Annotated in this window: 21 protein-coding genes and 3 pseudogenes; 13 read left to right on the top strand and 11 right to left on the bottom strand. The window is 68.4% G+C overall.

Features of this window, described 5'->3' with window-relative positions:
* Positions 1–7: 7 nt before the first annotated feature.
* Positions 8–1,240 (bottom strand): hypothetical protein, encoded by a 1,233-nt coding sequence (locus OG331_RS05825; protein WP_406192266.1) that lies wholly within the window; start codon positions 1,238–1,240, stop codon positions 8–10.
* 113 nt (positions 1,241–1,353) lie between these two features.
* Here OG331_RS05825 and OG331_RS05830 point away from each other — a divergent pair, with 113 nt between their 5' ends.
* Entirely contained in the window at positions 1,354–2,598 is a 1,245-nt protein-coding gene (locus OG331_RS05830) for a molybdopterin-dependent oxidoreductase (protein WP_406192269.1), read from the top strand.
* A complete protein-coding gene (locus OG331_RS05835) occupies positions 2,598–3,059 on the top strand; it encodes a hypothetical protein (RefSeq protein WP_406192272.1) in 462 nt (153 codons plus the stop codon). Before OG331_RS05830 ends, OG331_RS05835 begins: the two co-directional genes overlap by 1 nt.
* A 183-nt stretch (positions 3,060–3,242) precedes the next feature.
* Here the strand turns inward: OG331_RS05835 and OG331_RS05840 are convergent.
* From OG331_RS05840 to OG331_RS05850, 3 genes and pseudogenes are all read right to left on the bottom strand, one after another.
* Positions 3,243–3,668 (bottom strand): annotated as a pseudogene (locus tag OG331_RS05840) (class I SAM-dependent methyltransferase); the annotation flags it as partial.
* A gap of 278 nt (positions 3,669–3,946) precedes the next feature.
* Positions 3,947–4,798, bottom strand: coding sequence for a DUF389 domain-containing protein (locus tag OG331_RS05845; protein WP_406192275.1), 852 nt, complete (start codon positions 4,796–4,798; stop codon positions 3,947–3,949).
* A 172-nt stretch (positions 4,799–4,970) separates the two neighbouring features.
* Positions 4,971–6,029: a PucR family transcriptional regulator gene (locus OG331_RS05850; RefSeq protein ID WP_406192278.1), complete on the bottom strand. Its 1,059-nt coding sequence runs from the start codon at positions 6,027–6,029 to the stop codon at positions 4,971–4,973.
* Positions 6,030–6,276: 247 nt separating this feature from the next.
* On the opposite strand from OG331_RS05850, the gene OG331_RS05855 reads away from it, so the two are divergent.
* The 3 genes and pseudogenes from OG331_RS05855 to OG331_RS05865 all read left to right on the top strand — a co-directional run bounded on the left by OG331_RS05855 (position 6,277) and on the right by OG331_RS05865 (position 8,705).
* Entirely contained in the window at positions 6,277–6,708 is a 432-nt protein-coding gene (locus OG331_RS05855) for a hypothetical protein (protein ID WP_406192281.1), read from the top strand.
* Between the two features lie 123 nt (positions 6,709–6,831).
* Positions 6,832–8,400: pseudogene (locus OG331_RS05860) on the top strand (flotillin family protein); the annotation flags it as partial.
* A gap of 164 nt (positions 8,401–8,564) precedes the next feature.
* On the top strand, positions 8,565–8,705 hold the full coding sequence (locus OG331_RS05865; protein ID WP_406192284.1) for a hypothetical protein: 141 nt from the start codon (positions 8,565–8,567) through the stop codon (positions 8,703–8,705).
* A gap of 169 nt (positions 8,706–8,874) precedes the next feature.
* On the opposite strand, the gene OG331_RS05870 is transcribed toward OG331_RS05865, so the two are convergent.
* Together OG331_RS05870 and OG331_RS05875 are read right to left on the bottom strand one after the other, a co-directional pair.
* Positions 8,875–9,297 (bottom strand): sigma-70 family RNA polymerase sigma factor, encoded by a 423-nt coding sequence (locus OG331_RS05870; RefSeq protein WP_406192287.1) that lies wholly within the window; start codon positions 9,295–9,297, stop codon positions 8,875–8,877.
* A gap of 57 nt (positions 9,298–9,354) precedes the next feature.
* A complete protein-coding gene (locus tag OG331_RS05875; protein WP_406192290.1) occupies positions 9,355–9,786 on the bottom strand; it encodes a PASTA domain-containing protein in 432 nt (143 codons plus the stop codon).
* Positions 9,787–10,114: 328 nt separating this feature from the next.
* Between OG331_RS05875 and OG331_RS05880 the strand changes: the two genes are divergently transcribed.
* Positions 10,115–10,720, top strand: coding sequence for a DUF6461 domain-containing protein (locus OG331_RS05880; RefSeq protein WP_406192293.1), 606 nt, complete (start codon positions 10,115–10,117; stop codon positions 10,718–10,720).
* Between the two features lie 191 nt (positions 10,721–10,911).
* Positions 10,912–11,601 (top strand): hypothetical protein, encoded by a 690-nt coding sequence (locus OG331_RS05885; RefSeq protein ID WP_406192296.1) that lies wholly within the window; start codon positions 10,912–10,914, stop codon positions 11,599–11,601.
* On the opposite strand, the gene OG331_RS05890 is transcribed toward OG331_RS05885, so the two are convergent.
* The gene (locus tag OG331_RS05890) at positions 11,583–12,269 is read right to left on the bottom strand and encodes a transposase family protein (protein WP_406190792.1); all 687 of its coding nucleotides are present in this window, start codon (positions 12,267–12,269) and stop codon (positions 11,583–11,585) included. The two genes, OG331_RS05885 and OG331_RS05890, sit on opposite strands and share 19 nt — an antisense overlap.
* Before the next feature lie 695 nt (positions 12,270–12,964).
* On the opposite strand from OG331_RS05890, the gene OG331_RS05895 reads away from it, so the two are divergent.
* A complete protein-coding gene (locus tag OG331_RS05895; RefSeq protein ID WP_406209751.1) occupies positions 12,965–13,282 on the top strand; it encodes a NucA/NucB deoxyribonuclease domain-containing protein in 318 nt (105 codons plus the stop codon).
* A gap of 385 nt (positions 13,283–13,667) precedes the next feature.
* On the opposite strand, the pseudogene OG331_RS05900 reads toward OG331_RS05895, so the two are convergent.
* The 3 genes and pseudogenes from OG331_RS05900 to OG331_RS05910 form a co-directional block, all read right to left on the bottom strand.
* A pseudogene (locus OG331_RS05900) lies at positions 13,668–13,940 on the bottom strand (transposase family protein); the annotation flags it as partial.
* A gap of 301 nt (positions 13,941–14,241) precedes the next feature.
* Positions 14,242–15,972, bottom strand: coding sequence for an IS1634 family transposase (locus OG331_RS05905; protein WP_406192299.1), 1,731 nt, complete (start codon positions 15,970–15,972; stop codon positions 14,242–14,244).
* A gap of 312 nt (positions 15,973–16,284) precedes the next feature.
* Positions 16,285–16,713: an ester cyclase gene (locus OG331_RS05910; RefSeq protein WP_406192302.1), complete on the bottom strand. Its 429-nt coding sequence runs from the start codon at positions 16,711–16,713 to the stop codon at positions 16,285–16,287.
* Positions 16,714–17,257: 544 nt separating this feature from the next.
* Here OG331_RS05910 and OG331_RS05915 point away from each other — a divergent pair.
* The 3 genes from OG331_RS05915 (at position 17,258) to OG331_RS05925 (ending at position 23,304) form a co-directional block, all read left to right on the top strand.
* A complete protein-coding gene (locus tag OG331_RS05915; protein WP_406192305.1) occupies positions 17,258–18,448 on the top strand; it encodes an NAD(P)/FAD-dependent oxidoreductase in 1,191 nt (396 codons plus the stop codon).
* A 10-nt stretch (positions 18,449–18,458) separates the two neighbouring features.
* Positions 18,459–19,397, top strand: coding sequence for a sigma-70 family RNA polymerase sigma factor (locus tag OG331_RS05920; RefSeq protein ID WP_406192308.1), 939 nt, complete (start codon positions 18,459–18,461; stop codon positions 19,395–19,397).
* A gap of 520 nt (positions 19,398–19,917) precedes the next feature.
* On the top strand, positions 19,918–23,304 hold the full coding sequence (locus OG331_RS05925; RefSeq protein ID WP_406192311.1) for a CARDB domain-containing protein: 3,387 nt from the start codon (positions 19,918–19,920) through the stop codon (positions 23,302–23,304).
* 298 nt (positions 23,305–23,602) lie between these two features.
* On the opposite strand, the gene OG331_RS05930 is transcribed toward OG331_RS05925, so the two are convergent.
* Positions 23,603–24,562 (bottom strand): 5'-nucleotidase, encoded by a 960-nt coding sequence (locus OG331_RS05930; protein ID WP_406192314.1) that lies wholly within the window; start codon positions 24,560–24,562, stop codon positions 23,603–23,605.
* Between the two features lie 120 nt (positions 24,563–24,682).
* On the opposite strand from OG331_RS05930, the gene OG331_RS05935 reads away from it, so the two are divergent.
* Positions 24,683–25,024, top strand: coding sequence for a hypothetical protein (locus OG331_RS05935; RefSeq protein WP_406192317.1), 342 nt, complete (start codon positions 24,683–24,685; stop codon positions 25,022–25,024).
* A gap of 59 nt (positions 25,025–25,083) precedes the next feature.
* The gene (locus OG331_RS05940; protein ID WP_406192320.1) at positions 25,084–25,611 is read left to right on the top strand and encodes a S1 RNA-binding domain-containing protein; all 528 of its coding nucleotides are present in this window, start codon (positions 25,084–25,086) and stop codon (positions 25,609–25,611) included.
* Positions 25,612–25,720: the final 109 nt, after the last annotated feature.

Here is a 25,720-nt window from a genome sequence, read left to right on the forward strand (position 1 = left end):
CCGACGCTCAGGGCTGGCTCAACCTCGTCAGCGCGGACATTGAGCGCAACGTCAGGCGCGATCCGGACGCTGGCGCGGTCGGATTCGAGACGTACGCGCTCCGTTGGATGGAGGAGCGCGGCCTGGCCAGCGGAGGCCGGCGCAGCGGATCGATGCCGAGGTGGGGCAACAACTTCGCGCGTCGAATGCCGAGGACCGGCCGGTTCTGGAGGCGTGACGCGGCGGCTGACCGGAGCGACGCCGGATCAGGCGGCGGTCGCCCCGCTGTGGGGGCAGCCGGGCCACCCGGAGTGTCAGCCGGGCTCCGGGACGACGGTCCTCGGCGCCTGTGGTCGTCGAACCGGCGGGGACCGGCGACCAACGCCGCGAGCAGCACGGGCCGTTCCCGGACACTCCGTCGACCCAGCAGCGATACCGCCGCGCCGATCAGCGCGACGAGCGTGAGGCCGTACGAGAGGTAGCAGGTGAGCCCGAACAACAGTCCAGCTGCTGCTGCCCACCACGATGACCGTCCCCTGATCGCGAGCGCCAGCAGCGCCACAGCCCACGCCGCGACCGCCGCGAAGTACGCGTCGGCAGAGGCTCCCATCCACACCGCGGCCGGGGCCAGGACGAGGAAGGGGGCCTCTCGTCGCGCGAGGCTCTCACCGGCCAGCACCCGTACCGCGACCAGCACGGCCACACATGCCGTCGCGCCGACGGCGATGCACCACACGCCGGCCGACCCTCCGCCCCACAGGCCCACCCGGTCGAGGAGGACGAAGGTGAGCGGCGCCGCCGGAGGGTGCCCGGCGACATGGGCGGGCCAGTTGTCCGGTGATTCCACGAGGATGTGATGGGTGAAGTCCCGAAGGGCGGCCGGGATGTTGTCGAAGCGGTCGATGACCTGGAGGTATTCGTGGCGGGCGGTGAGACGACCCGCGATGCCACGCTGCCAGCCGTCGATCAGGGCAAGGGAAGCGATCCAGGCTGTCGCCGTCGCCCAGGCTGTCACGAGCAGGGCCCGCCAGGGCAGTCGGGCGGCGAGGACGGGACCGTACACGACACCGGCTGCCGCCACGACCAGAGCCGCCGGAGTGCCGGGATCGACGTGCGGGTCCCAAACGGCAAGCACCGGTGGCCACTTGACGAACAGAGTGTGGCGGGAGTGCTGGATGTGCCGTCCGACCAGGACGGCCGCCGTAACGAGGAGAGCGGCGGCCAGGGCGGCGTACAGATTGCGGAGGAGGGGGCGGGTCACCTCCGTACGCTAGGCCGTGCGGCGCGGAGGATACGGCCGTCCGGGCCGCATGTCAGCGTTTCGGCATAGGTCACGGGCCCGCTTTGGGGGTGTCTCGGACCTACGGTCGAGCCATGACACGGTCTCCTTCCTCGCCGGGCTTCTGGCGCAGTCCCCTGCGCGGTCCGTGGCTGACGTCCGTGCTCGGCGTGGTGCTGCTCGGCGGGATCACGGTGCTGTTCGTGACCGGGCTGGTGTCCTACGCCGCCTACAACCCGAACCTGGCACGGGTCAACGACCAGACCCCGGACAAGGGGATCCTGGGCTTCTACCTCTTCCCCTGGCCCACCGACCCGCACTGGCTGTACCGGCTCAACCAGGGCGTCCATGTCACCCTCGGCATCACGCTGATCCCTGTGCTGCTGGCCAAGCTGTGGTCGGTGATCCCGAGGCTGTTCGCGCTGCCGCCGGCCCGCTCACTCGCACACGCCCTCGAGCGGATCTCCCTGCTGCTCCTGGTCGGCGGCGCGCTGTTCGAGTTCGTGACAGGCGTGCTCAACATCCAGCTGGACTACATCTTTCCGGGGTCCTTCTACACCCTGCACTTCTACGGGGCATGGGTCTTCATCGCCGCGTTCGTCGCCCACGCCGTACTGAAGATTCCCGCGGCTCTGCGCAACCTGCGCCGGCTCGAGGAGAAGGGGCCGTCCCATCCTGACCCATCATCCGATCTGGTCTCCCCGCGTCCGGATCCGCCGACCGTCTCCCGGCGGGGTGCCCTGTGGTTCGTCGGGGGCGGCTCGCTACTGCTGTTCGCGACGACCGTCGGGCAGAGCTTCGACGGGCTGCTGCGGCGCACCGCCCTGCTGGCCCCGCGCGGTGGAGCCGAACCAGGCAGTGGCCCGAACGGCTTCCAGATCAACAAGACCGCCCGGTACGCAGGGATCGACGCGTCGCAGACGGGCGAGAGCGCCTGGCGCCTCGTGGTGACCGGACGCACCGGCACCGTCCGCCTGAGCCGTGCCCAGTTGGTCCGGCTTCCCCTGCACAGCGCGGCGCTGCCCATCGCCTGCGTCGAGGGCTGGTCGACGTCCGACCAGTGGTGGCGCGGGGTGCGGCTCAGCGACCTCGCCGCGCTCGTCGGCTATGACGACGATCCACCGGACGTGCTCGTCGAGTCCCTGCAGCGGCGCGGAGCCTTCCGCCGTGCCGCCCTGCGGGCCAACCAGGTCGCCGACCCACGTTCCCTGCTCGCCCTGTACGTCAACGGCGAGGACCTGTCCCCCGACCACGGCTTCCCGGCACGGGTCATCGTGCCCGCGGCCCCCGGCGTGCTGAACACCAAGTGGGTGGCCCGCATGACGTTCGGAGACCTCTGATGCGCCGACCGCGGATCCCTGTAGGTAGTCCCTTCCAAATTCTGCTGCTCGCGGCCTCGTTCGCCCTCGCAGCCTATGCAGGCGTTCGCCTTCTCGCCGACGACTGGTTTGCGGTGGCGGTGTGGTTCGTGGGGGCGGCGTTGCTGCACGATCTCGTCCTGCTGCCGCTGTACACGGTGGCGGACCGGTCCGTCGTACGAGGGCTCGGCGCGGCAGGCCACCGGGAGTTGGCGATGTACGTCCGTGTCCCGGCAGCGCTGTCCGGCCTGCTCCTGCTCGTGTGGTTCCCGCTGATCAGCGGGAAGGTGGAGCAGCGCTACCGGCTGGGAACCGGACTGTCGCCGGACGGCTTCCTCGCCCGATGGCTGCTGATCACCGCCGTGCTCTTCGCCGGCTCGGCGCTGCTGCTGGCGCTGCGGCTGCGCAGGGCAACGAAGCAGCGGCCACCGGCCGTCCAGTGACCGACGGCACTCCACCGTGTGCGGCTGGCGTGCCGCAGCAGGGCCGGCGCGCCGAGCCGCGCCCAGGGCAACGCACCGTCGGAGGTGGGGACTGTCGACGACGTCGACGACCTGGACCTCGACGCGCTCGTCGATGTCCACTGCTGCCGTCTCGGCGATCAACAGGCCACACGGGGAGAGGAGCCCGGCCACCCGGTCCAGCAGAGCGCGCGGATCGCCGCCGATGCCGATGCTGCCGTCCATGAGCAGGACGGTGTCCCAGCGACCCTCGCCGGGCAGGGGGTCGAAGACGGAGCGCCGCGGTGCCTCGCCCCCCAGCCGCACGGCGCTGTGGACGGCGGCCTCGCTGACGTCGATGCCGAGGACGGGCCGGCCACGGGCGGCGAGTTCCGCGACCAGGCGCCCGGGGCCGCAGCCGACGTCCAGCACGGCGCCCTCACACCGGTCCAGTACCTCCAGATCGACCGGGTCGGCGTGCGCGCACCAGCGTTCGACGTCGAGGGGCAGCAGCCAGCCGTCAATGCGGCGCAGGAACAGCGGGCCACGGCCCGTACGCAGGGCGGTGGCGGGGGGATCGGCGGCGGCCCAGGCCGCGGGCGTCGTGGTCATCGGTGCCTCGCCGCACGGTACCGGGTCGGCCGGGACGCGAACTTCCCGTGATCCGGATCGGTGGTCACGGCTCTCACCCTACGAAGAAAAGCCGGGCAAATCGGTCTGTGCTGCTTGTGAAACGCGGACGTCGGAGCGCCGGGACCCGATGGAGGCCGCCCGGAAGCGCGCCCGGCGCGAGGCTTGAGGATCGCAACGGTCGTACGCGGGCGCCGCCAGCCGGGTAGCGCATGGACCTGCCGGTGCTCGACAGCCATTGGGTGCGAGGCCGGCTGGCTTCAGGGAGCGGATGCGATACGCAGTCCGAAGCGTGCCCACAGCAGGCGTTGAACGAGCAGCGTGAGGATTCCGGCGATGATCATGCCTGCTAGGTTCACGCCGAGTTGCCTGAGCGACGCTCCTACTTCTCCCCAGTGCGCCAAGGGGATGGCGACGGCGATGTTGCCCGCCGCCGGTACGGTCGTGACGGAGATGAAGACTCCGACCAGAGCGGAGGACTTGCCCGCAGTCAACGACAGGATCCCGGCGATGCCTGCCAGGAGCGCCACGATGAAGGACCAGCGGTCGGGGTGCGCGATGAACTCCGTCATCGGCCTGTTGTCGAGCATCGTCGGCGTGATCCAGCCGAGGAGGCGGCTCACCCCGGCGCACACTGTGGTGACGGCGATCGCGACAGCGAAGCCGACCACCAGCGCGCGCACGGCAGAGCCCATCAGAGCGGGTCGGCGCCGCAGAACACCGAAGCAAAATGCGGCCACCGGGCCGAACTCCGGACCGAGCACCATGGCGCCGACGATCAGGATCGGCTGGTCCAAGAGGACACCGATGCCGGCAATCTGCGTGGCCAGTGCCAGGAACGCCAGATAGGACCAGCTCAACTGGGTGTCTGCCGTGACACGGGCAGCCAGCTCATCCCAGATCACGGCATCTTGGGGGTCGCCGGGCGCAGACTTCTCGGCTTGCTCCGCCGCTGCCGAGATGGAGAGGTCGAGCTGCTCGACGCTGATCGATCCGCTGTCCTTGAGTCCCAGCCCTTGCAACTGGTCGAGTACCGCGTTGGCGGCTTCCCTGGCGAGACTGAACTCGACCACGTCGCCCTCGGGCGACGTGGCGGCGCCGAGGAACTTCACGACATTGACGGCTCCCGGACATTCGAGGGCGATCTGGAGCACCTCTGCCGTCCGGTGAGCAGGGCTGATCACTCGTACATGCAGCACGATCCGCATTGTGCCCTGCCAGTCCGCTGCCGGCGGGTTCTCCCGCACCTTCCATCTGTTGCCACAGGGGTGCGTTGCCGTGAGGTCAGAGTTCCTTTGCCGGCCAGTCCAGCAGTCGGGCACCGATCACCGCGGTCTGAAGTATGTAACGGTGAGCCGGATCGGCGGGGTTGGCGCCGGTGAGCTTGTGGATGCGCTCCAGCCGGTAGGTCAGGGCCCGCACGCTGAGCGAGAGACGGCGGGCGGCCTCGGCGGCCACGCAGCCCGAATCGAAGTAGGCGGTGAGGGTGCCGAGGAGAGGCTCGGCGCCACCGCGAGCCGCGGTGAGCGGGCCGAGGCTGTTCAGCACGAGGTCGGCCATGGCTTGCCGGTCGCGGGTCAGGACGGGGTACACGAGCAGGTCGGCGGCGCGCAGGACCGGGTCTTCCAGGTCCAGACGTTCGGCCAGTTCCAAGGCGTTGAGCGCCTCTTCGTACGAGTGGACGACTCCGCCGGGGCCGGGCTGTGCGCGGCCGATGGCGACCTGGCCGCCTTCCGTGGCTGCGTGGGCCTGCTTGGCGAAATACGCGAGGACCTCGTCCTGGTGGCCGGGGGCGATGCACAGCATGCGGCCGTCCTTGGTGGTGAGCAGGATGCTGCGGTCGCCGAAGCGGGAGATGAGCGCGCGTTCCACCTGTTGGGGAACCTTGTCGCCTTCGTCGTAGGTGGTGGGGCCCTGGGCGACGGCCACGGCGTGGGCGTGTGAGAGGCGCAGACCGAAGCGTTCGGCGCGTTCGGCGAGGCGGCCCAGGTCGCTGCGTCCGTAGAGGAGGTCGTCGATGAACTCCCGGCGGGCTGCCTCCTCTTGACGCACGGCGTGGCGTTGGGCGCGTTCGTAGCCCTCGGAGAAGGCGTCGATGGCCTGGTGCAGGGCGGCCAAGGCGCTGTCGGCCGTGCCGGGAGCGGTCGGCCATGCCGCGCGGGCGGCGGTCAGATGGGCGCTGACGAGGGCGCGCAGTCCGTGGCCGGCGTCCGCGGCCAGCTCACCGAGCTCCTGGCGGGAAGTGACTTCCTCCCGAGTGAGGCGCCGCCCCGTGGCCGAGACCTCGGCCAGAATCTGGGCACAGCCCTCCACATACTGCTCGGGAACGTCCCGTTCCGTCATGTCGCCCCCGGGTTCTTGACGCGCCGATGACGGTTCCTTAGCGGTTCACCGGCATGCAGACCCTAGTGAACGCTGCCGGAAACCGGCAATGCGTTGACGCGCGCCTGCCGTGCACCATGACCTGCGGGGAGCACTACGGGGGATTCCGGTGCCGGACACCGGCAGGTGTCCGGACCGGAGCCCGGAGCGCGCGATGCGCCACCGAGCACGCGGGACCACCACTGCGGGCGGAAAGGGGGGACCAACCATGCGGACGTTTCTGGCAGTGGCCACCGGCCTGCCCACGATCCTTCTGACCGCCGCCCTCGTCGTGATGGTGTGCTTCTGGTTCCTGGTTGCCGCCGGCTTCACCACCGCCTACAGCTTCGACGCGGACCTGGACCTTCGTGCGTGGGGCATGGGCGGCGTACCGGTGACGATCGCCGTCTCCTCGCTGACAGTTCTCGCCTGGTCCCTGAGTGTCGGCGGGACTCTCGTCCTGGTCGCGTTCACGTCGCCGGGACCCGCCTCCGGACTGCTGCGCATGGTCGTGCCGGTCCTGGCACTGCTCGCCGCGTGGCGGATGACTCGCCTGTTCGTACGGCCCTTGCACCGTCTCTTCCCCGATGAATCCGGTCTGTCCGGCCTCGGCCGGACACGGGAGCGGGACCACAGGGACGACCTGGACCACGCAGCCTGACACACGGCTCCATCGGGTCGCGTGCCCGCCTCCTTCCTCAAGCGCCTCCTTCCTCAAGCGCCTCCTTTCTCACGCGCCACCTTTCTCACGCATAACCTTCCTTATGCCTCAACGACGTATGCCATGAATGCCATCACTCTGGGCGTCGGCCTGCTCATCGCCGTCACCGCACTCGCCGTCCTCGTCGTCTCCCAGCTGTTCCGCAAGGTGGAGCAGGGCAAGGCGCTGATCGTCTCCAAGCTCCGCAAGGCCGAGGTGACCTTCACCGGGCAGGTCGTGCTGCCGGTGCTGCACAAGGCCGAGGTGATGGACATCTCGGTGAAGGCCATCGAGATCACGCGGACCGGCAAGGACGGGCTGATCTGCCGTGACAACATACGGGCCGACATCCGGATCACGTTCTTCGTGAAGGTCAACAAGACGGTCGAGGACGTCATCAAGGTCGCCCAGGCGGTCGGGACCGCACGGGCGAGTGACCGGGACACGCTGCAGGAGCTGTTCCACGCGAAGTTCTCCGAGGCGCTGAAGACCGTCGGCAAGCAGTTGGACTTCACCGACCTGTACACCAAGCGCGACGAGCTGCGGTACCGGATCATCGAGGTCATCGGCGTCGACCTGAACGGTTATCACCTGGAGGACGCGGCGATCGACTACCTGGAGCAGACGCCGCTGACCCAGCTCGATCCGGCCAACGTCCTCGACGCCCAGGGCATCCGCAAGATCACGGAGCTGACCGCCCTCGAGCACGTGCGCACCAACGAGGCCCAGCGCACCGAGGAGAAGGAGATCACGCGGCAGAACGTCGACGCCCGTGAAGCCATCCTGGAGCTGGAGCGCCGGCAGGTCGACGCGGAGACCAAGCAGAAGCGGGAGATTGCGACCGTACGGGCCCGGGAGGAGGCCTAGACGGCGCGGGTCGTGGAGGAGGAGCGGCTGCGGGCCCAGGGCGCGTTCCTGGCCACCGAGGAGAAGCTCGGCGTCCAGCGCGAGAACCAGGCCCGCGAGGTCGCCGTCGCCGCGAAGAACCGCGAGCGGGTCATCGCCGTCGAGAACGAGCGCATCGAGAAGTACCGCCTCCTCGAAGTCATCGCCCGGGAGCGGGAGACACAGCTGACCCGGATCGCCGCCGAGAAGGAAGTCGAGGCGGAGAAGCGGGAGATCGCCGAGGTCATCCGGGAGCGGGTCGCGGTGGACCGTACCGTCGCCGAGCAGGAGGAGTCCATCAAGAAGCTGCGTGCCGTGGAGGAGGCGGAGCGGCAGCGGCAGGCCGTGATCATCGCCGCCGAGGCGGAGGCGCAGGAGAAGCTGGTCAAGAACATCAAGGCCGCCGAGGCAGCCCAGCAGGTGGCAACGCACCATGCCTCCGAGGAACTCACCCTCGCCGAGGCCCGGTTGAAGACGGCCGACCTCGACGCCCGCGCCAAGCTCCGCCTCGCCGAGGGCGTCCAGGCCGAAGCTGCCGCCGAAGGACTCGCCGCCGTCCAGGTCCGCGACAAGGAAGCCGACGTCATCGAGAAGGCCGGTCGTGCGGAGGCCGTCGCCACCGAGGCCCGGCTGCGGGCCGAAGCGGAGGGCGCGCAGGCCCAGGCACTGGCGGAGGCCGCGGCCATCGGCGAGAAGCTCAAGGCCGAGGCTGAGGGTCTGACCCAGAAGGCCGCCGTGATGGCCGCCCTCGACGACGCCTCACGCGGCCGCTGTCCGCGACGGCGCGAGCGGAAGATGTGCATCGAGAACTCCGTGATGGCAGGGCCAACTGATCGCCGACCAGACTTCCCGGCACACCTGGCCGCAGCGTACTGGTCCCTCCGGCAGGGCGCCTTTCCTGCGTCCGGCGGTCGGGCGGCAGGGAGTCGCGCATGAGTTGCGCACGCACCGACCATGACGTCTTGGCTGCTCACTTCTCGCGCCCGCGCTACCTCTCCTCGGTGGCCGACCGGCACGGCGTACCGCTCGAGGTCCGCAACTGCGGGGCTGCGGTCAGACGACGCGCCTGGTGACGCACTCAGCGTGGCACGAGCGGCCCGTCCTCTTTACACGCGAGACCAAAAAACTTCGGTCGCTCGAATGCGCACCACCGCCGGGCCCTCGGCAGCGGGAGCGCCATACGGTGCCTCAGCGGTGTGTGACGGCTATGAGCGCGCAGGTGAGCGCGGGGTCGACCGAGAGTCACTGGCGTGCTTGATGGAGGTGCACCCGCACCGTACGGCGGGTGATCCCCAGACGCTGAGCGATCTCTGCGGTGGAGGCCCCTGTGGCCCAGAGCAAGATCGCCTGCCGCAGCCGGTGCGGCAACCGGCCGAGTGCCAGCACGCGATCGGTGTGCGTGAGGGACTCAACGACGTAGTCCTCCGGGCTGCGTTCGGTCTCGTTCACGTCGAGCACCTCGCCGGTGGTCACTTCGAGGCGGAAGCGGCCCGACCTGAAATGATCGGCGATCGGGTTGCGGGCGATCGTCACCAGCCATGCTTCCAGGCCACGTTCCTGCCAGGCGAAGGTCCCGATCCTCAGCAAGTCGCGCGCGAAAACCTCGCTGGTGAGGTCTTCCGCCGTGGCCTTCCCGCCAACGCGGCAGTAGACGTAGCGGTACACCCCAGGGCTTGTCGGCGGCTCGGCGACCTTGCGCGAGTTGAAGGCGCCGAGGGTGGTTCAGCAGGTCTCCTCGTCCTTGACTGCGAACAGCGTCACGGGCGTGTCCGTCGGGTGCGTGCCGGACGCGGGCTTCTGGCTGCACACGGTCCAGTTGCGGTCGAAGACCTGCAAGCGGTTCTGGCCGCTGGCGTCCTGGTCGTCGAGGACGTAGAACCCAGCGGCTTGAGCCTCGTCTTGTGCGGCCTGCAGGTCCTGGCCGACGAGGTCGGGCAGCGTCGCGGTCACGGCCTCGGTCTCGGTCTCGGTGGCGTCGTCAGCGGGCGCGTCCGTGTCACCCTCGGTGGTGTCGGTGTCCTGCTTCGTCTGGCCGCTCGTGCCCTCGACCGTGGTGTCCGGCTTGTTGGAGCCGGTGTCGCTGGTGCCCTCGCAGGCGGTGAGCGTCAGCAGGGCTGCGGCGGCGAGTCCGGCCGCGATGGTGCGGATGCGCATGGTGTCCCCCCAGGGCTGTTCCGTGAGCTAGGGCAGCATCATGCGCCACGTGGGGGCACCGTGAAGGCGAAGTGGCGTTCCTGTGACATGGATGGGTGAGTTGGACGAAGGCCCGCACGGTGCACGGCGGCCTCATTGCGCCTGGGTCCGGGCATGCCGAACCGTGAGGCCACGATGCTTGTCACCAGATCGACGCGTTACCGGTCACCAGCAGTGCACGAAGCATGGTTGGTGGCACCGGCTTTCGGTGCTCCGTCAGTCGTCGGATGAGCGGCCGTGGGTAGCGTTTGTGGCATGGCCTTGGTGGGATCGACCTTGGAGGCTGGCGATGATAGAGCCCATCGATCTGACGGACACGCTCGGCGAAGGGTGGAGCGTGCTCCTGGCTCGCAAGCCGCTCGCCGAGATGCTGGAGGTGCTGGGCGTTCCGGGGGCCGAGCAACGGGCGACGGATCTGCACGAGGCGACCGAACGCGCTGTGGCGGGCGGTGGCGAGAGCGAGTCGATCCTGCTGTTGGGGCGCTCTCTTGACCACGGATGGTCGATGGTGTTGGAGATCGACGGGTCCTCGGGCTTTCTGGGGCACGAGTGGGAAGTCTTGGAGCAGCTCTCCGAGCAGGGTGTGTCCTGTGCGGCGATGTATTTGCCTGCTGAGCAGGAGGTGAGCTACAGCACGGGAGGAGAGTGCTGGGCTCGGTTCGACCCGCTGGTGTCCGACCTGGACGGCGAAAACACCGATGCTGCCGCTGAGGCATTGCAAAGGGCTGGGTTCGATCTGACCGAGATGGGTGAGAACGACGCGGAGGAGCTGCGTGTTCTGAGTGCAGCGCAGCGTACGGCCGTCGCGGTGCGGGCGTTGACCGGGGTGGAGTGGCACGAGGGGCTGTTCACGGATCCGTGGACGGGTGGGCTCGCTCCGGCGGAACTGGCGTGAACGTGGGGCTGAAAAGTGGGGTGTGTCTAGCAGACATGCCCCACTAGCGTTCTTGGCGCTTTGCCTTCCGAAAGCACGAGACGTCTCCGGAAAGGGGGGGGTGCCAGGGCCGCTGCGAAGCCCGAACCAACGTGCCGAGCCCGCACTTTGCTGCCCCCGGCTCGGCGGAGCATTCCGGGGGGAATGTTGTTGTGATCGCACGCACCAAACCGCGCCGTCTGTGGGGAACCGTGCTGGCGATGGGGCTGCTGTTCGCAGTGGTGCCCGCCACGGCCGACGCGTACGAAACCACCGCAAGCAGTAAGACAGACGCCAGGCAAGACAACCCCGCCCCGGCCAAGCCGGAATGGAAGCCGCTGAAGGGCGGCGGGGAGCATCATGCCCGCATCGAACTGAGCGAGCAGCAGTTGAATGAGCTACGGGCCGAGGGCCGCAGGAAGGCGAAGGCCGCCGGGAACCAGCCGCCTCCCAAGCCGTCCCCTGCTCCGTTGCCTTCCGCCGAGGGCGGTGCGGGCCAAGCCAGTTCCTACCATCCGGGACCGCCGGCGCCGATCGGGCGGAACCCGGACGAGGGCAAGCTCAAGGCGTGCTTCAACGAGGGGGACGGCAGTGGGCGCCGCTTCCTGGACCGGTTCACCTACTGCGAGCTCGGCTCGATGAAGTTCGACTTCTACAAGATGCGCCAGGGAGCTCCGCCCGAGTACCAGGGCACCACAAAGTTCCGTTATCAGGTCTTCGCTCAGGGCGACAACAAGGATCGCCGCATCCGGGCCTTTTCCCGGATCGTCAAGGGATCGCTTGACTATGACTGGGGGCCGATTGACGACTTGTGGGTGGCGCCGGGAGGTCTATTCACGGGGTCTCACCAGCCCTTCTTGTAGAAGGTGAGGGCGGTGACGGTTTTGGCAACGAGGGGGAACTTGGCCAGGGGGCCGCGGTAGCGGGTCGCGAGAATCTTCCAGTCTTTCAGGTGTGCGATCGCTCGCTCGATGGCGGCGCGGAGTCTGCTGATGCTCCCGTTGTAGACGTTGTCGCCAGTGGGACGTTCCTGACCAGGTGGTCTGCGTCTCGCGGTGAGCATGCCGGAGCCCACGTAGCCAAGATCGCCCATGCTCTGCCGTTCCGCGAAGGTTTCCGGGAAGTGGGACCGGCGCCAGGCGTACATGTCGTGCCGGGAGCCCGGGACGGGCTCGGACACCGCGAGCAGGTCCCCGGACAGCGTGGCCGCAACCTGCAGGTTGAAGCCGGTGTCGCGGTGCTTGCCGGAGAACAGGGTGGTGCCTTCGCTCGCCCAGTCCCACGTGGTGACCAGGGTGCCGTCGATGAGCACGATCCGGCCGGCGGAGGCCTCCACGGGATCGGGGACATGCCCGGCGAGGGCCTTCTCCACCACCGGAAGCAGCCCCGTCCACCGCCGGGAAACAGTGGCCTGGCTGACACCGAACAGCTCCGCCGCCGCCTCCTGGACGGGGTTCTGCCGCAGTAGGAACAGCACCAGGACCACCGACCGGTACAGGCCCAGTGACCACATCCGGGCCGGAGACACCACAGGATCAGGATCCGTCATGAGTATCCGATGGACCCGCACCACCAGCCCGTCCAGTTGATCCTTGTCCAACCCTGCCGTAACGTTCCAGCTCAACGGCCCTGCCCCGGTTCACTTCTGACGTTGTCGCAGACATCAGACTACCGAGCAGGGCCGTACTGATGATCAAGGAACCCAGGCGCCCCACCACCCCGTGAATAGGCCTCCGGGCATCAATTTGTCCATCATGGGCGACTGCCGCGAGGGGCTGCCGCTGTGCAACGCAGGACCCAGCTCCGTGAACCAGCCGTCGGCGAGCTGGGACAACCAGGACCGCTGGTACCACTGGGACATCTACGGACTGGACACCACCGGCAAGGGACGCGACACGGTGACCCGTAACCGCTGGAGGATGGAGTTCGACGGGGGCGAAGGCCAGGGCTACAGGGGCGGTCCGATCAAGACCCAGCCACGGGCGATGCGCTGCGACTCGGCTGACTACTTCACAAAGGGCGAGCACGCGAAATATCCCGAGGCGTGCGTCTTCCCTGGGGCAGGTATGCCGACGCTCAGGTACTCGCTGTCCAACCCGAAGGTCAAAGAGGTGGCCCCACATCAGGGACTCCTACGCATTTCCGAACCTGAGCTACCCGTGGCTCGCCCCGGCGGACGAGGAAGACCCGCGCGCCAAGCGCTTCCCACGCACGCTGCACCGCATCCTGCCGGACAGCGGGCAGGACGCTGAGAACCGCAAGCACGTGAAGAAGGCGTGCAAGCGAAAGCCCCCGTACGAGAGGACCGGTCTGCCCACGCCGCCCAAGAAGGGCCAGGACTGCGATGAGTGGCCGTTCGCATCCACTAGGGAAGGGGCGGCCAACACCTACTGGGACTTCTCCGTCCGCGCCGTCACCAGGGGCGTCAACCGAAGCGCCGGCACACAGGCGAAGAACTTCTATGTCGACAGCCGGGTCCTGGCGTGGGACAAGAAGTTCTCGAAATCGCGCAACGATGCCTTCCAGGTACGCATCTCCCGGTGACCCAGGCCTCCGGCCGCGTGAGTCATGAAACGTCCTGGCGCCGTGCCCATCCCGTGCGCGGCGCCAGGCACGACTCTCCCATGGGCGCATGGCTCCACATGCGAGCCTGTAAGGCAGAACTTCGGGGATCCGATCCGGAGGAGTTCGCCACATTCAGCGGTGTCGACAGTCCGGGCCACGCGCGTCGGCTCTTCGCCGCCGTGCAAGCCAGCGAGCTGGCCCGACCACCGCGGATGCGAGGCATGCTCGACGGGGCGCCTGTGCACGCACAACCGGGACTGAGCTGCGCAGCGGCCCGGCGGCCAGTCCGGCGCGCCCTGTCCGGCGGTCCTGGTGACAACAAGCCTGCCTTGGCGACACCTTCGCGGTTTGACTCAAGGGCGTGCTGTACCGCCAGGGCCTGGGCCGAGCGGTCGATTACGCGGTCGGCTGCGGACTTCGAGATGTCGAACAGTGGAGCTAGCTGCCGCAGGGTCAGTTTCGTTCCGCCAGTACGCACCCACCAGCAGGATCCGGTCCTCCAGCGGCAGGCTCCATGGCCGGCCTTTGCCCACTGATCCGCGCCTTCGCGCCATGGTCCGGTGACTGACTTGCCGAGCTGACGCGGGCTCAGCCCGGTGAACGGCGTTACCCAGGACGGCTCGGACTCCGTGATCACAGCAACCCTAGTGGGAGCGCGGCGGCCCGGATATCGGCCGACGGGGTCCGGGCCCCGAATGTGCACACTCTGTACCGGCCGCGGGCTGATCAGGACGGCCCGTATGGGGCGCGCCCTGTCCGCCGGCCCATCGCCTTGGCGGCCGCCGTTGGCTTCTCAGCCGGCCGCCGTTCTACCCGGGTTCGACAGTTGATAGGCACACGGCAGGGTGGAATCTGCGGTGTGACCTGCGGTGATGGGCATAGAGGGGCTCCGGGGCCGTTTGCCCACGGCTCCGGAGGGCGTTTTCCCAGCTCAGGGGCTATTCAGGGGTCTTGAGGCTGCTCATCTTTGGCGGTAGTGGCACGCCGCAGTCTTTGAAGAGTTTGGTCTGGGTGTCGGTGAGGCGGGTGGTCTGCTGGAGGCTGCCGGCCGGTCCGGTGAGGGTGACCTGGTGGATCCGGCCGAGTTCGGTGTTGATGCGGGGCCAGGTGAGCTCGGTGCGGCGTTCGGCGACGCGGATCAGCAGCAGGGCGAGCCAGCACAGCAGCACGTGGGCGCGTATCCGCTCGTCCAGGCGGTGGTAGACGGGCCGCAGGTCCAAGGTCGATTTCATCGTGCGGAAGGCTCGTTCCGCTTCCAGGAGATTCTTGTAGCCGAGCGCGACATCCTCGGCGGACAGGTCGGGGTCGCTGGTGGCCAGCAGGTACTTGCCGTCCAGTCGGGCCTCGGCGGCGACCTTCGCGGCGTTGATGGACAGGCGTCCGGTGGTGGGGTGCTGCTTGAGCCAGCGGCCGAGGGCGGGGTGGTCGCGAAGTGCGCACTCGGCCTTGCGATGCGGTGCGTCCGAGGGGGTCACTCGTGCGCCGGTCTTGGCGGCCTTGTCCTTGGCCTTCTTCGCGTCCGCGGCGCGGGCGATCTTGATCCGCTCCAGTTCCTCGCGGATGGCGCCCAGTTGGTCTTCACGTCTGGCTTGGTCGCGTGTGGCTTCGGCGGGGTTGTGGCAGATGATCCAGCGCCGGTGCTCGTCGTTGTCGAGGCGGACCTCCTTGACGCGCAGGTTGTCGCGCACTTCCTGGTAGCGGCCCTGGCGGGCCAAGGCCTGGTCGGCCTTCTTGGAGCCCTCGCGCATCTTGATGCCGGTGATGTAGTGGCCGCCGGCCCGCTTGAGGTAGGCCTGGTTGGCCTCGGAGGAGAACCCGGAGTCGGCGACGGTCACGACCCGCCCGAGCCGCCAGTCGCGCAGGCCGTCCTTGACCTCGGTGACCACCGTCTGGTCGTTCGTGCCACCGGGCCATGTCCAGCAGCGCACGGGGATGCCCTCGCGGGTGACGGCCAGCCCGATCACGATCTGCGGCAGGTCCTTGCGGTGGTCCTTGGAGTGCCCGTACTGGCGCAGGCTGCTGCCCTCGCCGTCGGGGTCGTCGGCCTCGTCGCGTTCGAAGTAGGTGGAGGTGGTGTCGAAGAAGACCAGGTCGACTTCGAGGTTGAGCAGGTGTGCGGCGGAGAAGAACACCGCCTCCTGCACAGCGCCTTGGGTATCGGCCTCCACGAGCAGGTCCATGGCCCGGTAGGCGTGCTGCTCGGCGAGCTCGGGCAGGCCGGGGATGACCTGGTCACAGGTGGCCCACTCGGCGGCGGCGAGCTTGGAGCCCGGGGCGATGGCCCGATTGGCGACCAGCGCGAACACGATGCGCTCGACATCGGTACGAAACCGGCGTTCTCCCAGGCCCTCGGTCAGCGCGGTGTCGATGCCGAGCAGCTTCCACAGACCGTCCAGCAGCCAACTGGTCCCGAGCGGCCGGGAGGACTCCACCGCCAGCGGCCCGGCCTCGGCGCCCAGCGGAGCCGCGGCGTCGTCCTCGCCGCCGAGGTAGCGGTTGATCGAGGCCACCAGGCGGCGTAGCCCTTCGACGTCCAGGCGGTCCTCACGGCCGAAGTTGACCAGCACCTCCGCCTGGGTCGTTCCGTCCTTGCGCCGGTTGTGAGCGAGCTGGAGGTAGCGCACCACCGACCCATCCTTGTTCCGCCGCTGGATCTTCCGCAAGTACATGCCTGCATCATGCGGTAACAGTCAAGCCCAGAGCAATCACAAGCTAAAAACGTTTGCCCACACCTATTCGAGGCCCAGACACCCGGCCGCCCCCCTTCACCTGCACAAATCCGCCGCCGGCCCCTCCCACATGCCCACCAACTGTCGAACTCGGGTTCTACGACCAGGTCGCGTTCTGCGGGTTCCAGGTGCCCTGGGCGGTTGAGGTGAGCATGGGATTGATGAACGCGGCGGCAGCACGGAAGAACCGCAGCAGCAGAAGCAGCCGAACCATCTGGATCCCTGGCACGCGGCTGGGTGGACGGGTCGGCGTCAGTGGCGGGCGGGGGTTGGCGAGATCTGCTGCAGGAGGCTGAGCATGTCCGGAGCGACCCACTCCTCGGCGATCTGGTCGCCCTCGAAGCGGTAGACCTCCACGCTCCGGTAGCCGACCTGGCGGCCCGTCGCCTCGAACTGCAGGAACGTACCCTGGTGCGTGCCCTCGAAATGGACCAGCACCGTCACCTTGTCGCCGACGCCGAACATGTCCTGAACGTTGATCTTCAAGTCGGGGAAGGCGTCCTTCATGATCTTGGTGCCCTGGTACCAGATCTCCCGGCCGTGCAGCGGGTCGGGGCACCCGGGGACGTTGGCGATGAAGTCTTCGGTGAGCATCTGCGCGGCCTCGTCGAACTCGCCGCTCTCCACAAGCCGGTACGCGGTGCGCATCAAGGCCATGTTCTTTTCGACGGTCGCGGTCATCGCAGGGGTCCTCTCAAGGGATCGTCCCGCATGCTCGGTCAGCGCTTCGGGCCGGATGCACTCAGTAGAAACCCTGACGTCGCGCCAAGGTCAAGCCTGCCACAGCCTGCCTCTTTGCACTCCTTGCGCCCAGCAGGCCCTACGCCGCGCACGGGCGTCCTTGACCTTGACGCAACGTCAGGTTTGTAAAGCCGCTCCCGTTCCTCACTCCTCTTCCCGCCCCGCCCTGACACCCTGGCCACAGGGCCGCGCCTCCCGCCCGTGCTCCGCGACCCGGCCGCCTGCGCGGCCTGACGTTCGGGACGGATCTGCGGCACATGCGGGCGATCCACGCCTCGGTCTCCCGCCGCCGCACCGGCGTCACCTCGCCACCAGCCTCGATACTTGGCCATCGCACCGTTTCGACTGCCCAAGACAGGCCTAAGCGTCTGTCGGAGGCCCAGTCGCTCGTCTCAGTTACGTGACCCACATCACACCCGGCTTCTGTCAGGAATCGCGGCGCCGTCTCGTTCGAAGGGCACGCGAACGAGACAGGAGCAACGCCATGAAGCACCGCATCGTCGTACTCGGCGCCGGATATGCCGGGGCTTTCGCCGCCGGAAACCTGGCCCGTCGGCTCTCCCCCGCCGACATCGAGATCACCGTCGTCAACGCTGTGCCCGACTTCGTTGAGCGGATGCGGCTCCACCAGCTCGCGATCGGCCAGGACCTGGCGTTCCGCAAGCTCGCCGACGTGTTCGCGGGCACCGGGGTGCGGCTGCGCCTGGCGCGCGTCACCAGCGTCGACCCCGGGCGCAGGACCGTCGCCGTGACCGGCGAGGACGGCGACGGCGAGCTCGCGTACGACACGCTTCTCTACGCACTCGGCAGCTCCGTAGCCCACCATGGCGTCCCCGGCGTTGCCGAGTACGCCTTCGATGTGACCGGCCGGTCCTCGGCGCTGCGTCTGCGCGAGCGCATGGCCACACTGGGCGAGGGCGGCACCGTGCTGATCGTCGGTGAGGGGCTGACCGGCATCGAGACCGCCACCGAGTTCGCCGAGTCCCGGCCCGACCTCTCGGTCGTGCTCGCCGCCCGCGGTGAGCTGGGCGCCTGGCTCTCCCCGAAGGCCCGCCGTCACCTGCGCCATGCCTTCGACCGGCTCGGCATCACCGTCCACGAGCACACCGGCATCGAAACCGTCGAGCCGACACGGGCGATCGCCGCCGACGGTACGTCCATCCCCGCCGACGTGACCGTGTGGTCGGCCGGGTTCGCCGTGCACCCCATCGCGGCCGCCAGCGGCCTGGAGATCGCAGAGACCGGCCAGATCGTCGTCGACCGCACCATGCGCTCGGTCTCCCACCCGGACGTCTACGCCGCCGGTGACTGCGCCTACGCCATCGGCGACAACGGCCGACCGCTGCCGATGTCCTGCGCCTCGGCCGGCTTCACCAACATGCAGGCGACCGCCGCGATCATCTCGCGCCTGACGGGCAGCGAGGTCCCGACCACCGGGCTGAAGTACCACGGCAACCACATCAGCCTCGGGCGGCAGGACGCAATCTTCCAGATGGTGGACAGGGACGCCCGGTCGAAGTCCTGGTACCTGGGCGGCCGGACCGCCGCGCGGCTGAAGTCGGGCGTGCTCAAGGGGGCCGGGTGGGGCATCGCCCACCCCACCTTCGGCATGCCGAAGCGCAAGCGCCGCCTGGCGACCGCGCCTGACAGTGCCGGTGCGAGGGCCACTGCATAGGCTGTTCAGCATGGACAGCTCAGCCATCGATCGGTTCGAGGCCAGCCGGGGCCGGCTGGCCTCACTCGCGTACCGTCTGCTCGGCTCGGCCGCCGACGCCGAGGACGCCGTGCAGGACACGTTCCTGCGCTGGCAGGCCGCCGACCGCGAACGAGTCGAGGTGCCGGAAGCGTGGCTGACCAAGGTCGTCACCAATCTCTGCCTCGACCGGCTCCGCTCGGCGCAGGCGCGCCACGAGCGAGCGGCCGGTGCCTGGTTGCCTGAGCCGCTCCTCGACGGCGACCCCATGCTCGGCCCGGCCGATACCTTCGAGCAGCGCGAATCGGTGTCCCTCGCCGTCCTGACCCTGATGGAGCGGCTCTCGCCGGTTGAACGGGCCGTCTACGTCCTGCGTGAGGCCTTCTCGTACAGCCACTCCGAGATTGCCGGGATCCTCGACATCACCGAGTCCGCGAGCCAGCAGCATGTCCACCGGGCCCGGATCCGGGTCACCGCCGAGCGCCGCCGCGGCGGCGAGGCCGACCCCGCGTCCGCGCGCCGGGTCGTCGAGGAATTCCTCGCCGCTGCCACCTCGGGGCGCACCGAACGGCTGGTGGCGCTGCTCACCGACGACGTGACGGCGGTCTCGGACGGCGCCGGACTGGCCACGCGGCTGTTGCGGTACAAGACGCGCGAGCGGGTCGCCTCCTACGTGCGGGCCGGCTTCAAGCCCACGCCGGCGAAGCGGCGACTGGCCGGCGGTTCGCCCGCGATGCATATCGCCCTGGTCAACGGCTCCCCGGCCGTCCTCGCCGTGGTCGACGACCGCGTCGTGGGCGCCGTGGCGTTCGAAGTCAGTGACGGCAAGGTCGCGTCCCTGTGCGGCATCGCCGCCGCAGACCGGCTCGCGCGCCTCAACGAGGCCTGGCGGCAGCACGAACCCGACGCGCCGGTCATCAAGGCATGGTGACCGGCGCCCCCTGCGTAGCCGACTACGACTCGTCACGGAAAGGCTGACCAGGGCGGATCCTTGACGTGTTCGGGCCGGACGCCGACCTGGACCCCGGCCGCGCCGGAGTTCCACCTTCTGCAGGCCGACCGGCGCCCGCGGCAGCGTCGTCTTCCGCGACGTCCTCGCCCTGACAGCCGCCCGGCGACTCGACCTCGAGGACGCGCTGCGCGCCGTGGTCGCTGACGCCCGGTCATCTACACGACCACCGAACCCGCCGAGGCAGTGATGCTCGACCGGGGCCCGTGTCTCTCCTGTTGCCCACTCGGCGAGCGAGGTCCAAGGGTGCAACAGGGCAGTCCGGTGAGAGCCGTTGACAATCCCAAGGCCTCCATGAAATCTGTGACGTACGGTACGCAAAACTTCGACTGAATCACTCAAATTCCGAAGGCACACGCGCAAGTTCACCGAGTGTGGACAGATCTGCCGGATGTGTCCCGCTCTGCACGGATCCCTGCATCCCCGTGGAACAGAGGACACCATGAGATGGACGCACGCCGTCCGGCGGTTGGTCGTCGGCTCGCTGATAGCGGGTCTCACCACCGTCGGGCTCCTGCCCGTCGCCGCCTCCGCAGCCGAAGCCGCAGTCCCCAACCTGGCCCTGGGCAAGACCGCCACGGCGAGTGGGTCGCACAGCGGCTATCCCGCAGGGAGCGTCACTGACGGAAGCCAGCAGACGTACTGGGAAAGCCCGTCCAACGCCTTCCCGCAGTGGATTCAGGTCGACCTCGGCGGCAGCGCCGCGATCGACCAGGTCGTCCTGAAGCTCCCCACCTCATGGGAGGCCCGTACGCAGACTCTGAGAGTTCTGGGCAGCAGTGACGGCAGCAGCTTCAGCACCCTTTCCGGCTCCGCCGGGCGGCAGTTCGACCCGTCACGATCAAGCAGCGTCACGGTCGACTTCGACTCCACGGACGTCCGTTACGTGCGGGTGCAGGTGACCGCGAACACCGGTTGGCCCGCGGCGCAGTTATCCGAGCTGGAGATCTACGGAGAGGAGGGCGAGCCCCCGCCGCCTGTGAACGGGACGAACCTGGCGGTCAACAAGCCGATCGAGGCGTCCTCCTCGACGCAGAACTACTTGGCCGCCAACGCCAACGACAACAACACGGGCACCTACTGGGAGTCCGCCGGCAGTCCGTCGACGCTCACGGTGAAGCTGGGCGCCGACGCGGACCTCGAAGGGGTCGTGGTCAAGCTCAACCCCGACGCCGCATGGTCAACCCGTACCCAGAACATCGAGGTGCTCGGGCGTGCGCAGAACGCCTCGGAGTACGCCTCGCTGAAGGCGCGCGCCGACTACACCTTCAATCCGTCGTCGAACCAGAACGCGGTGACGATCCCGGTGACCGGTCGCTACGCCGACGTCCAGCTGAAGATCTACAGCAACAGCTCCGGCTTCGGCGGCCAGGTCGCCGAGTTCCTGGTCATCGGAGTCGGGGCCCCCAACCCGGACCTCACCGTCACCGACCTCACCTGGACTCCCGCAGCGCCGAGCGAGAGCGACGCGATCACGGTGAACGCCACCGTGCGCAACGGCGGTTCCGCGGCCGGGGCCGCGACCACGCTGAACGTCAGTCTGGGCGGCACGGTCGCCGGCAGCGGCTCGGTGCGCGCCCTCGGCGTGGGAGAGACGGCGACCGTCCCGGTGACGGTCGGCAAGCGGGCAATGGGCGGCTACACCGTCTCCGCGGTGGTCGACCCCAACGACACCGTGGCTGAGCTGGACAACAGCAACAACAGCCGGACGGCGGACGCGAAGCTGGTCGTCGGCCAGGCCCCCGGTCCCGACCTGGAGGTCACGGACATCGTCTCCAGCCCGGCCAACCCGGCCGTGGGCTCGAACGTCACTTTCAACGTGAAGGTGCACAACCGTGGCACCAGCGCCGTCGGCGCCGGCTCGGTCACCCGGCTGACCGTCGGCGGAACCACGCTCAATGGCACCGCTCCCGCGATCTCCGCCGGTGACACCGCCACGGTGGCCGTCGGCGGCAGCTGGACCGCGACCAACGGCGGCGCCACCCTCACCGCCACCGCGGACGCCACCGGCGTGGTCACCGAGACCAACGAGAACAACAACGTGTTCGCGCGCTCGATCGTGGTCGGCCGCGGCGCGGCGGTGCCGTACGTGGAGTACGAGGCCGAGGACGCCCAGTACACGGGCACCCTCCTGCAGACCGACAGCGAACGCACCTTCGGGCACACCAACTTCGCCACCGAGTCGTCGGGGCGCGAGTCCGTACGCCTCAACTCCTCAGGTCAGTATGTGGAGTTCACCTCGACCAGCGCGTCGAACTCCATTGTCGTGCGCAACTCGATCCCGGATGCCGCGGGCGGCGGCGGCCAGGAGGCCACGCTCAGCCTCTATGCGAACGGCACGTTCGTGCAGAAGCTGACCCTCACCTCCAAGTACAGCTGGCTGTACGGCAACTCCGACGACCCCGAGGGCCTGACCAACACCCCGCAGACCGATGCGCGACGGCTGTTCGACGAGTCGCACGCGCTGCTGTCGCAGACGTATCCGGCGGGCACCAAGTTCAAGCTGCAGCGCGACGCCGGTGACAACGCGGCGTACTACATCGTCGACATGATCGACCTGGAGCAGGTGGCGCCGGCCGCGAGCAGGCCCGCCGAGTGCACCTCGATCACCGAGTACGGCGCCATCCCGAACGACGGCATCGACGACACGGACGCCATCCAGCGGGCGGTGACGGCCGACCAGAACGGCACCATCGACTGTGTGTGGATCCCGGCCGGGCAGTGGCGCCAGGAACAGAAGATCCTCACCGACGACCCGCTGAACCGGGGCGACTACAACCAGGTGGGCATCCGGGACGTCACGATCCGCGGCGCGGGCATGTGGCACTCCCAGCTCTACACCCTGACCCCGCCGCACCAGGCCGGCGGCATCAACCACCCGCACGAGGGCAACTTCGGCTTCGACATCGACGACAACACCAAGATCTCCGACATCGCCATCTTCGGCTCGGGCACCATTCGCGGCGGCGACGGCGGCGCGGAGGGCGGAGTCGGCCTGAACGGCCGCTTCGGCGAGGACACCAAGATCACGAACGTATGGATCGAGCACGCCAACGTGGGCGTCTGGGTGGGCCGCGATTACTCCAACATCCCCGACCTGTGGGGCCCCGGCGACCGCCTGGAGTTCAGCGGCATGCGCGTCCGGAACACGTATGCCGATGGTGTGAACTTCACCAACGGGACACGGAACTCGACCGTGTTCAACTCCTCGTTCCGCAACACCGGTGACGACGCGCTCGCGGTGTGGGCCAGCAAGTACGTGAAGGACCAGTCGGTGGACATCGGCCACGACAACCACTTCCGCAACAACACCGTCCAGCTGCCGTGGCGCGCCAACGGCATCGCCGTGTACGGCGGTTACGGCAACACCATCGAGAACAACCTCGTCTACGACACCATGAACTACCCGGGCATCATGCTCGCCACGGACCACGATCCGATCCCGTTCTCGGGGCAGACGTTGATCGCCAACAATGGGTTGTACCGCACGGGCGGTGCGTTCTGGGGCGAGGCCCAGGAGTTCGGCGCCATCACGCTTTTCGCAGCGGGTCCCGACATCCCGGGTGTCACGATCCGCGACACGGAGATCCACGACTCGACCTACGACGGCATCCAGTTCAAGACCGGTGGCGGTGCCGTACCGAACGCCAAGATCGACAACGTGAAGATCACCAAGTCCAACAACGGCGCGAGTATCCGCGCGATGGGAGGCGCACGCGGTAGCGCGACACTGACCAATGTGACCATCAGTGACTCGGCCGACGGGAACGTCCTCATCGAACCGGGCTCGCAGTTCGTGATCAACGGCACCACGACGCCGGCTCCGTAGCACTCTCGATCGTCATGACGCCGGGGCCGCCGTAGAGCCCCGGCGTCATGGCATCCGTTTGGTGACCCGCACTCACAACGCGGCACCTCCCCGGCGGCGCCCCCTCCTAGGTCAAGGCACTGACCAAAGGCCCTTCACCGTCTACTGCAGCGCCTGGACCCCCGCCGTAGTCTCCGCGAGGGGGCAACAGGATCCGGCTCGGCTCGGCCAACGGCCCTGCGTGAAGGGGCGGTTACGTCGTCGCAGACGGGCCGGCCCCGTTCCTCGGCGTCGGCGTCGGCGTTGTCCGGCACGAGGCTCATCGCTGAGCTTGCTCAGGTGCCGGGCGGCCCGGTTGGTTTATCTTCCCGAAGGGGACGTGCACGCTGGGGGTGCTGCGGGCGGTGCCGGTCAGGTGGCTGACCTGGTCGTCGAAGAAGATGTGGGGCTTGAGGACCTCCATGATCGTGCTCTTGTCTATGCCACCGAGGAAGAAGGCGTCGTTGACGGTCACGCCCCAGTTCTTCAGGCTGCGCACCGGGCGTTCGTGAGCGGGTGCGTTACGGGCGGTGACAAGGGAGACGCGGACGCGGATCTTGTAGTCGGCGTCTTGTGCCCGCTGTTCTTCTTCGCGCTGCTGCAGCCGGTTGATGCCGGCGAGGAAGTCCCGTAGTGGGCCCGGGTCGTGTGGCGTGGCGGCGTTCGTCGTCTCGTGGGAGTGGAAGCCCTTGATGCCGTCGGCCTGGTAGATCTGTTCCGAGGCGTCGTCGGCGAGGACTCCGTCGAAGTCGAAGGCGATCCGCAGGTCCTGGTCCTCGTCCTCGTCGGCCGTGGCAGGACCGAGGACGCGGCCGGCGGGCAGCCCAAGCGTGACGGCCTCGCGGACGTCGGTCTCGTTCGCGGACAGGAACAGGGACATGTTCAGGGCGGGCATGAAGCGGTAGGGCGAGCGGCCCTGCATGAAGATGGCCCGGCTGATCGGCAGGCCGTGGGACTGGATGGATCGCATGACCCTCAGCCCGGTGTCGGGGTCGTTGCGGGACAGGATGATGACCTCGACCGGAGGATCGTCGGGTGACAGGTCGTTCAGGGACAGGAGCCTGCGGATGAAGGGGAAGGCGACTCCTTTGTCCAGCGTGTCGTCCAGGTGCTCCTCCTGGTAGGCGCGGTAGGCCTCCTCCCCCTGATCCCGGAAGACCGCATCCGCCTCTTCCAGGTCGAACAGTGCACTGGAGGCGATACCGACGACCAAACGGTTCTTGAGTTCATAGACGGCCACGGCGTCCTCCCCGACATGAATTCGCACACCCGTCTCCAACAATGCCCCTGACCCGCGCCCAGAACCCTGCCGCCCGCTGCCTGCTCCAACTGCGCCTGGCTCGCACCCTCGCCGCACGAGGTGCCCGAAGCTAACGCCGCGCAGTCCTGCGCGCCCTCACCGCGGCCGAGCAACACCTCGCCGTCGACTCCGGCCAGACCCTCCCGGACCTCGGCGACACCGGCCGCGCCCACCAGCCCATCAGCTCATCAGCTCATCAGCGAAGACGAACGCCTGCTGCCGCCTGCCCGGGACAAAACCAGGAGCCTATTCCTCGCCTATCGCGCCGCGAGCCACCTCAATCTGAAGGAACCCGAGCCCGCCGCGGCCGCCGCCACCAAGTCCCTCCTCCTGGCCCGCCGCATCGGAGCGCCCCGCTGCGTCCGCCTCGTCATGTGCAGTGCGAAGCACGGGCTCACGTGAGGAGGTAGGCATGTGCTGAGCGGACATGCGAATCTGGTCCGCGGTGAAGGGGTGGTGATGTGGCAGACGTTCCTGCGAGTGAGGCTCGCCGGGCTTTTCTGAGAACGCTCGAGAAGGGACAGGTCCGCAGAGGAACCGTCTCATCGGTCAGTGATGTCGATGCCCTCGTTGATCTTGGCGGGTTCGACGGGCTGCTGCGGACTCCTGAGGTGTCCTGGCAACGTCGCGAGGTGCCGCTGGGCCAGGTGCTGCGAGTGGGACAGGACGTGACCGTCACAGTCCTGGACGTGGACGCCGATCGGGACTGGCTCACCGTGTCCTTGAAGTCTCTGCAGGATGATCCGTTCCGTGAGTTCGCCCGCACGCACGTTGGACACGTGGTTCCGGGCAGGGTGACCGAGGTGGCTTCGATCGGAGTCTTCGTTCGTGTCCACGATCACGTCGAAGGGTTGCTGCCAGCCTCGGAGCTGCCTGAGCGGGAGGACGACGACCAGCATCCGGCTGTCGGTGATGTGCTGGTGGTCGAGATCGCCGATATCAACCTCGACCGGCGCCGGGTCAAGCTGGGGTTGCGCGACGGGGGCTGACAGCGGCGACCCGGCGCCTGTGGATGAGCGTTCGGGCGGAGGCGGCACCTCCGTCGATGGCGAAGAGCCAGGGTGTGGACCCCGCCCCGATGAGGCATGCGACAACGTG

The sequence above is a fragment of the Streptomyces sp. NBC_01017 genome (genome assembly GCF_045162795.1).
Classification (GTDB): domain Bacteria; phylum Actinomycetota; class Actinomycetes; order Streptomycetales; family Streptomycetaceae; genus Streptomyces; species Streptomyces machairae.

Coding starts and splice junctions, on each gene's coding strand:
- OG331_RS05830 (WP_406192269.1), top strand. CDS start 1,354: ATGACACGGTCTCCTTCCTCGCCGGGCTTCTGGCGCAGTCCCCTGCGC.
- OG331_RS05835 (WP_406192272.1), top strand. CDS start 2,598: ATGCGCCGACCGCGGATCCCTGTAGGTAGTCCCTTCCAAATTCTGCTG.
- OG331_RS05850 (WP_406192278.1), bottom strand. CDS start 6,029: ATGACGGAACGGGACGTTCCCGAGCAGTATGTGGAGGGCTGTGCCCAG.
- OG331_RS05855 (WP_406192281.1), top strand. CDS start 6,277: ATGCGGACGTTTCTGGCAGTGGCCACCGGCCTGCCCACGATCCTTCTG.
- OG331_RS05865 (WP_406192284.1), top strand. CDS start 8,565: ATGAGTTGCGCACGCACCGACCATGACGTCTTGGCTGCTCACTTCTCG.
- OG331_RS05875 (WP_406192290.1), bottom strand. CDS start 9,786: ATGCGCATCCGCACCATCGCGGCCGGACTCGCCGCCGCAGCCCTGCTG.
- OG331_RS05880 (WP_406192293.1), top strand. CDS start 10,115: ATGATAGAGCCCATCGATCTGACGGACACGCTCGGCGAAGGGTGGAGC.
- OG331_RS05905 (WP_406192299.1), bottom strand. CDS start 15,972: ATGTACTTGCGGAAGATCCAGCGGCGGAACAAGGATGGGTCGGTGGTG.
- OG331_RS05910 (WP_406192302.1), bottom strand. CDS start 16,713: ATGACCGCGACCGTCGAAAAGAACATGGCCTTGATGCGCACCGCGTAC.
- OG331_RS05915 (WP_406192305.1), top strand. CDS start 17,258: ATGAAGCACCGCATCGTCGTACTCGGCGCCGGATATGCCGGGGCTTTC.
- OG331_RS05920 (WP_406192308.1), top strand. CDS start 18,459: ATGGACAGCTCAGCCATCGATCGGTTCGAGGCCAGCCGGGGCCGGCTG.
- OG331_RS05925 (WP_406192311.1), top strand. CDS start 19,918: ATGAGATGGACGCACGCCGTCCGGCGGTTGGTCGTCGGCTCGCTGATA.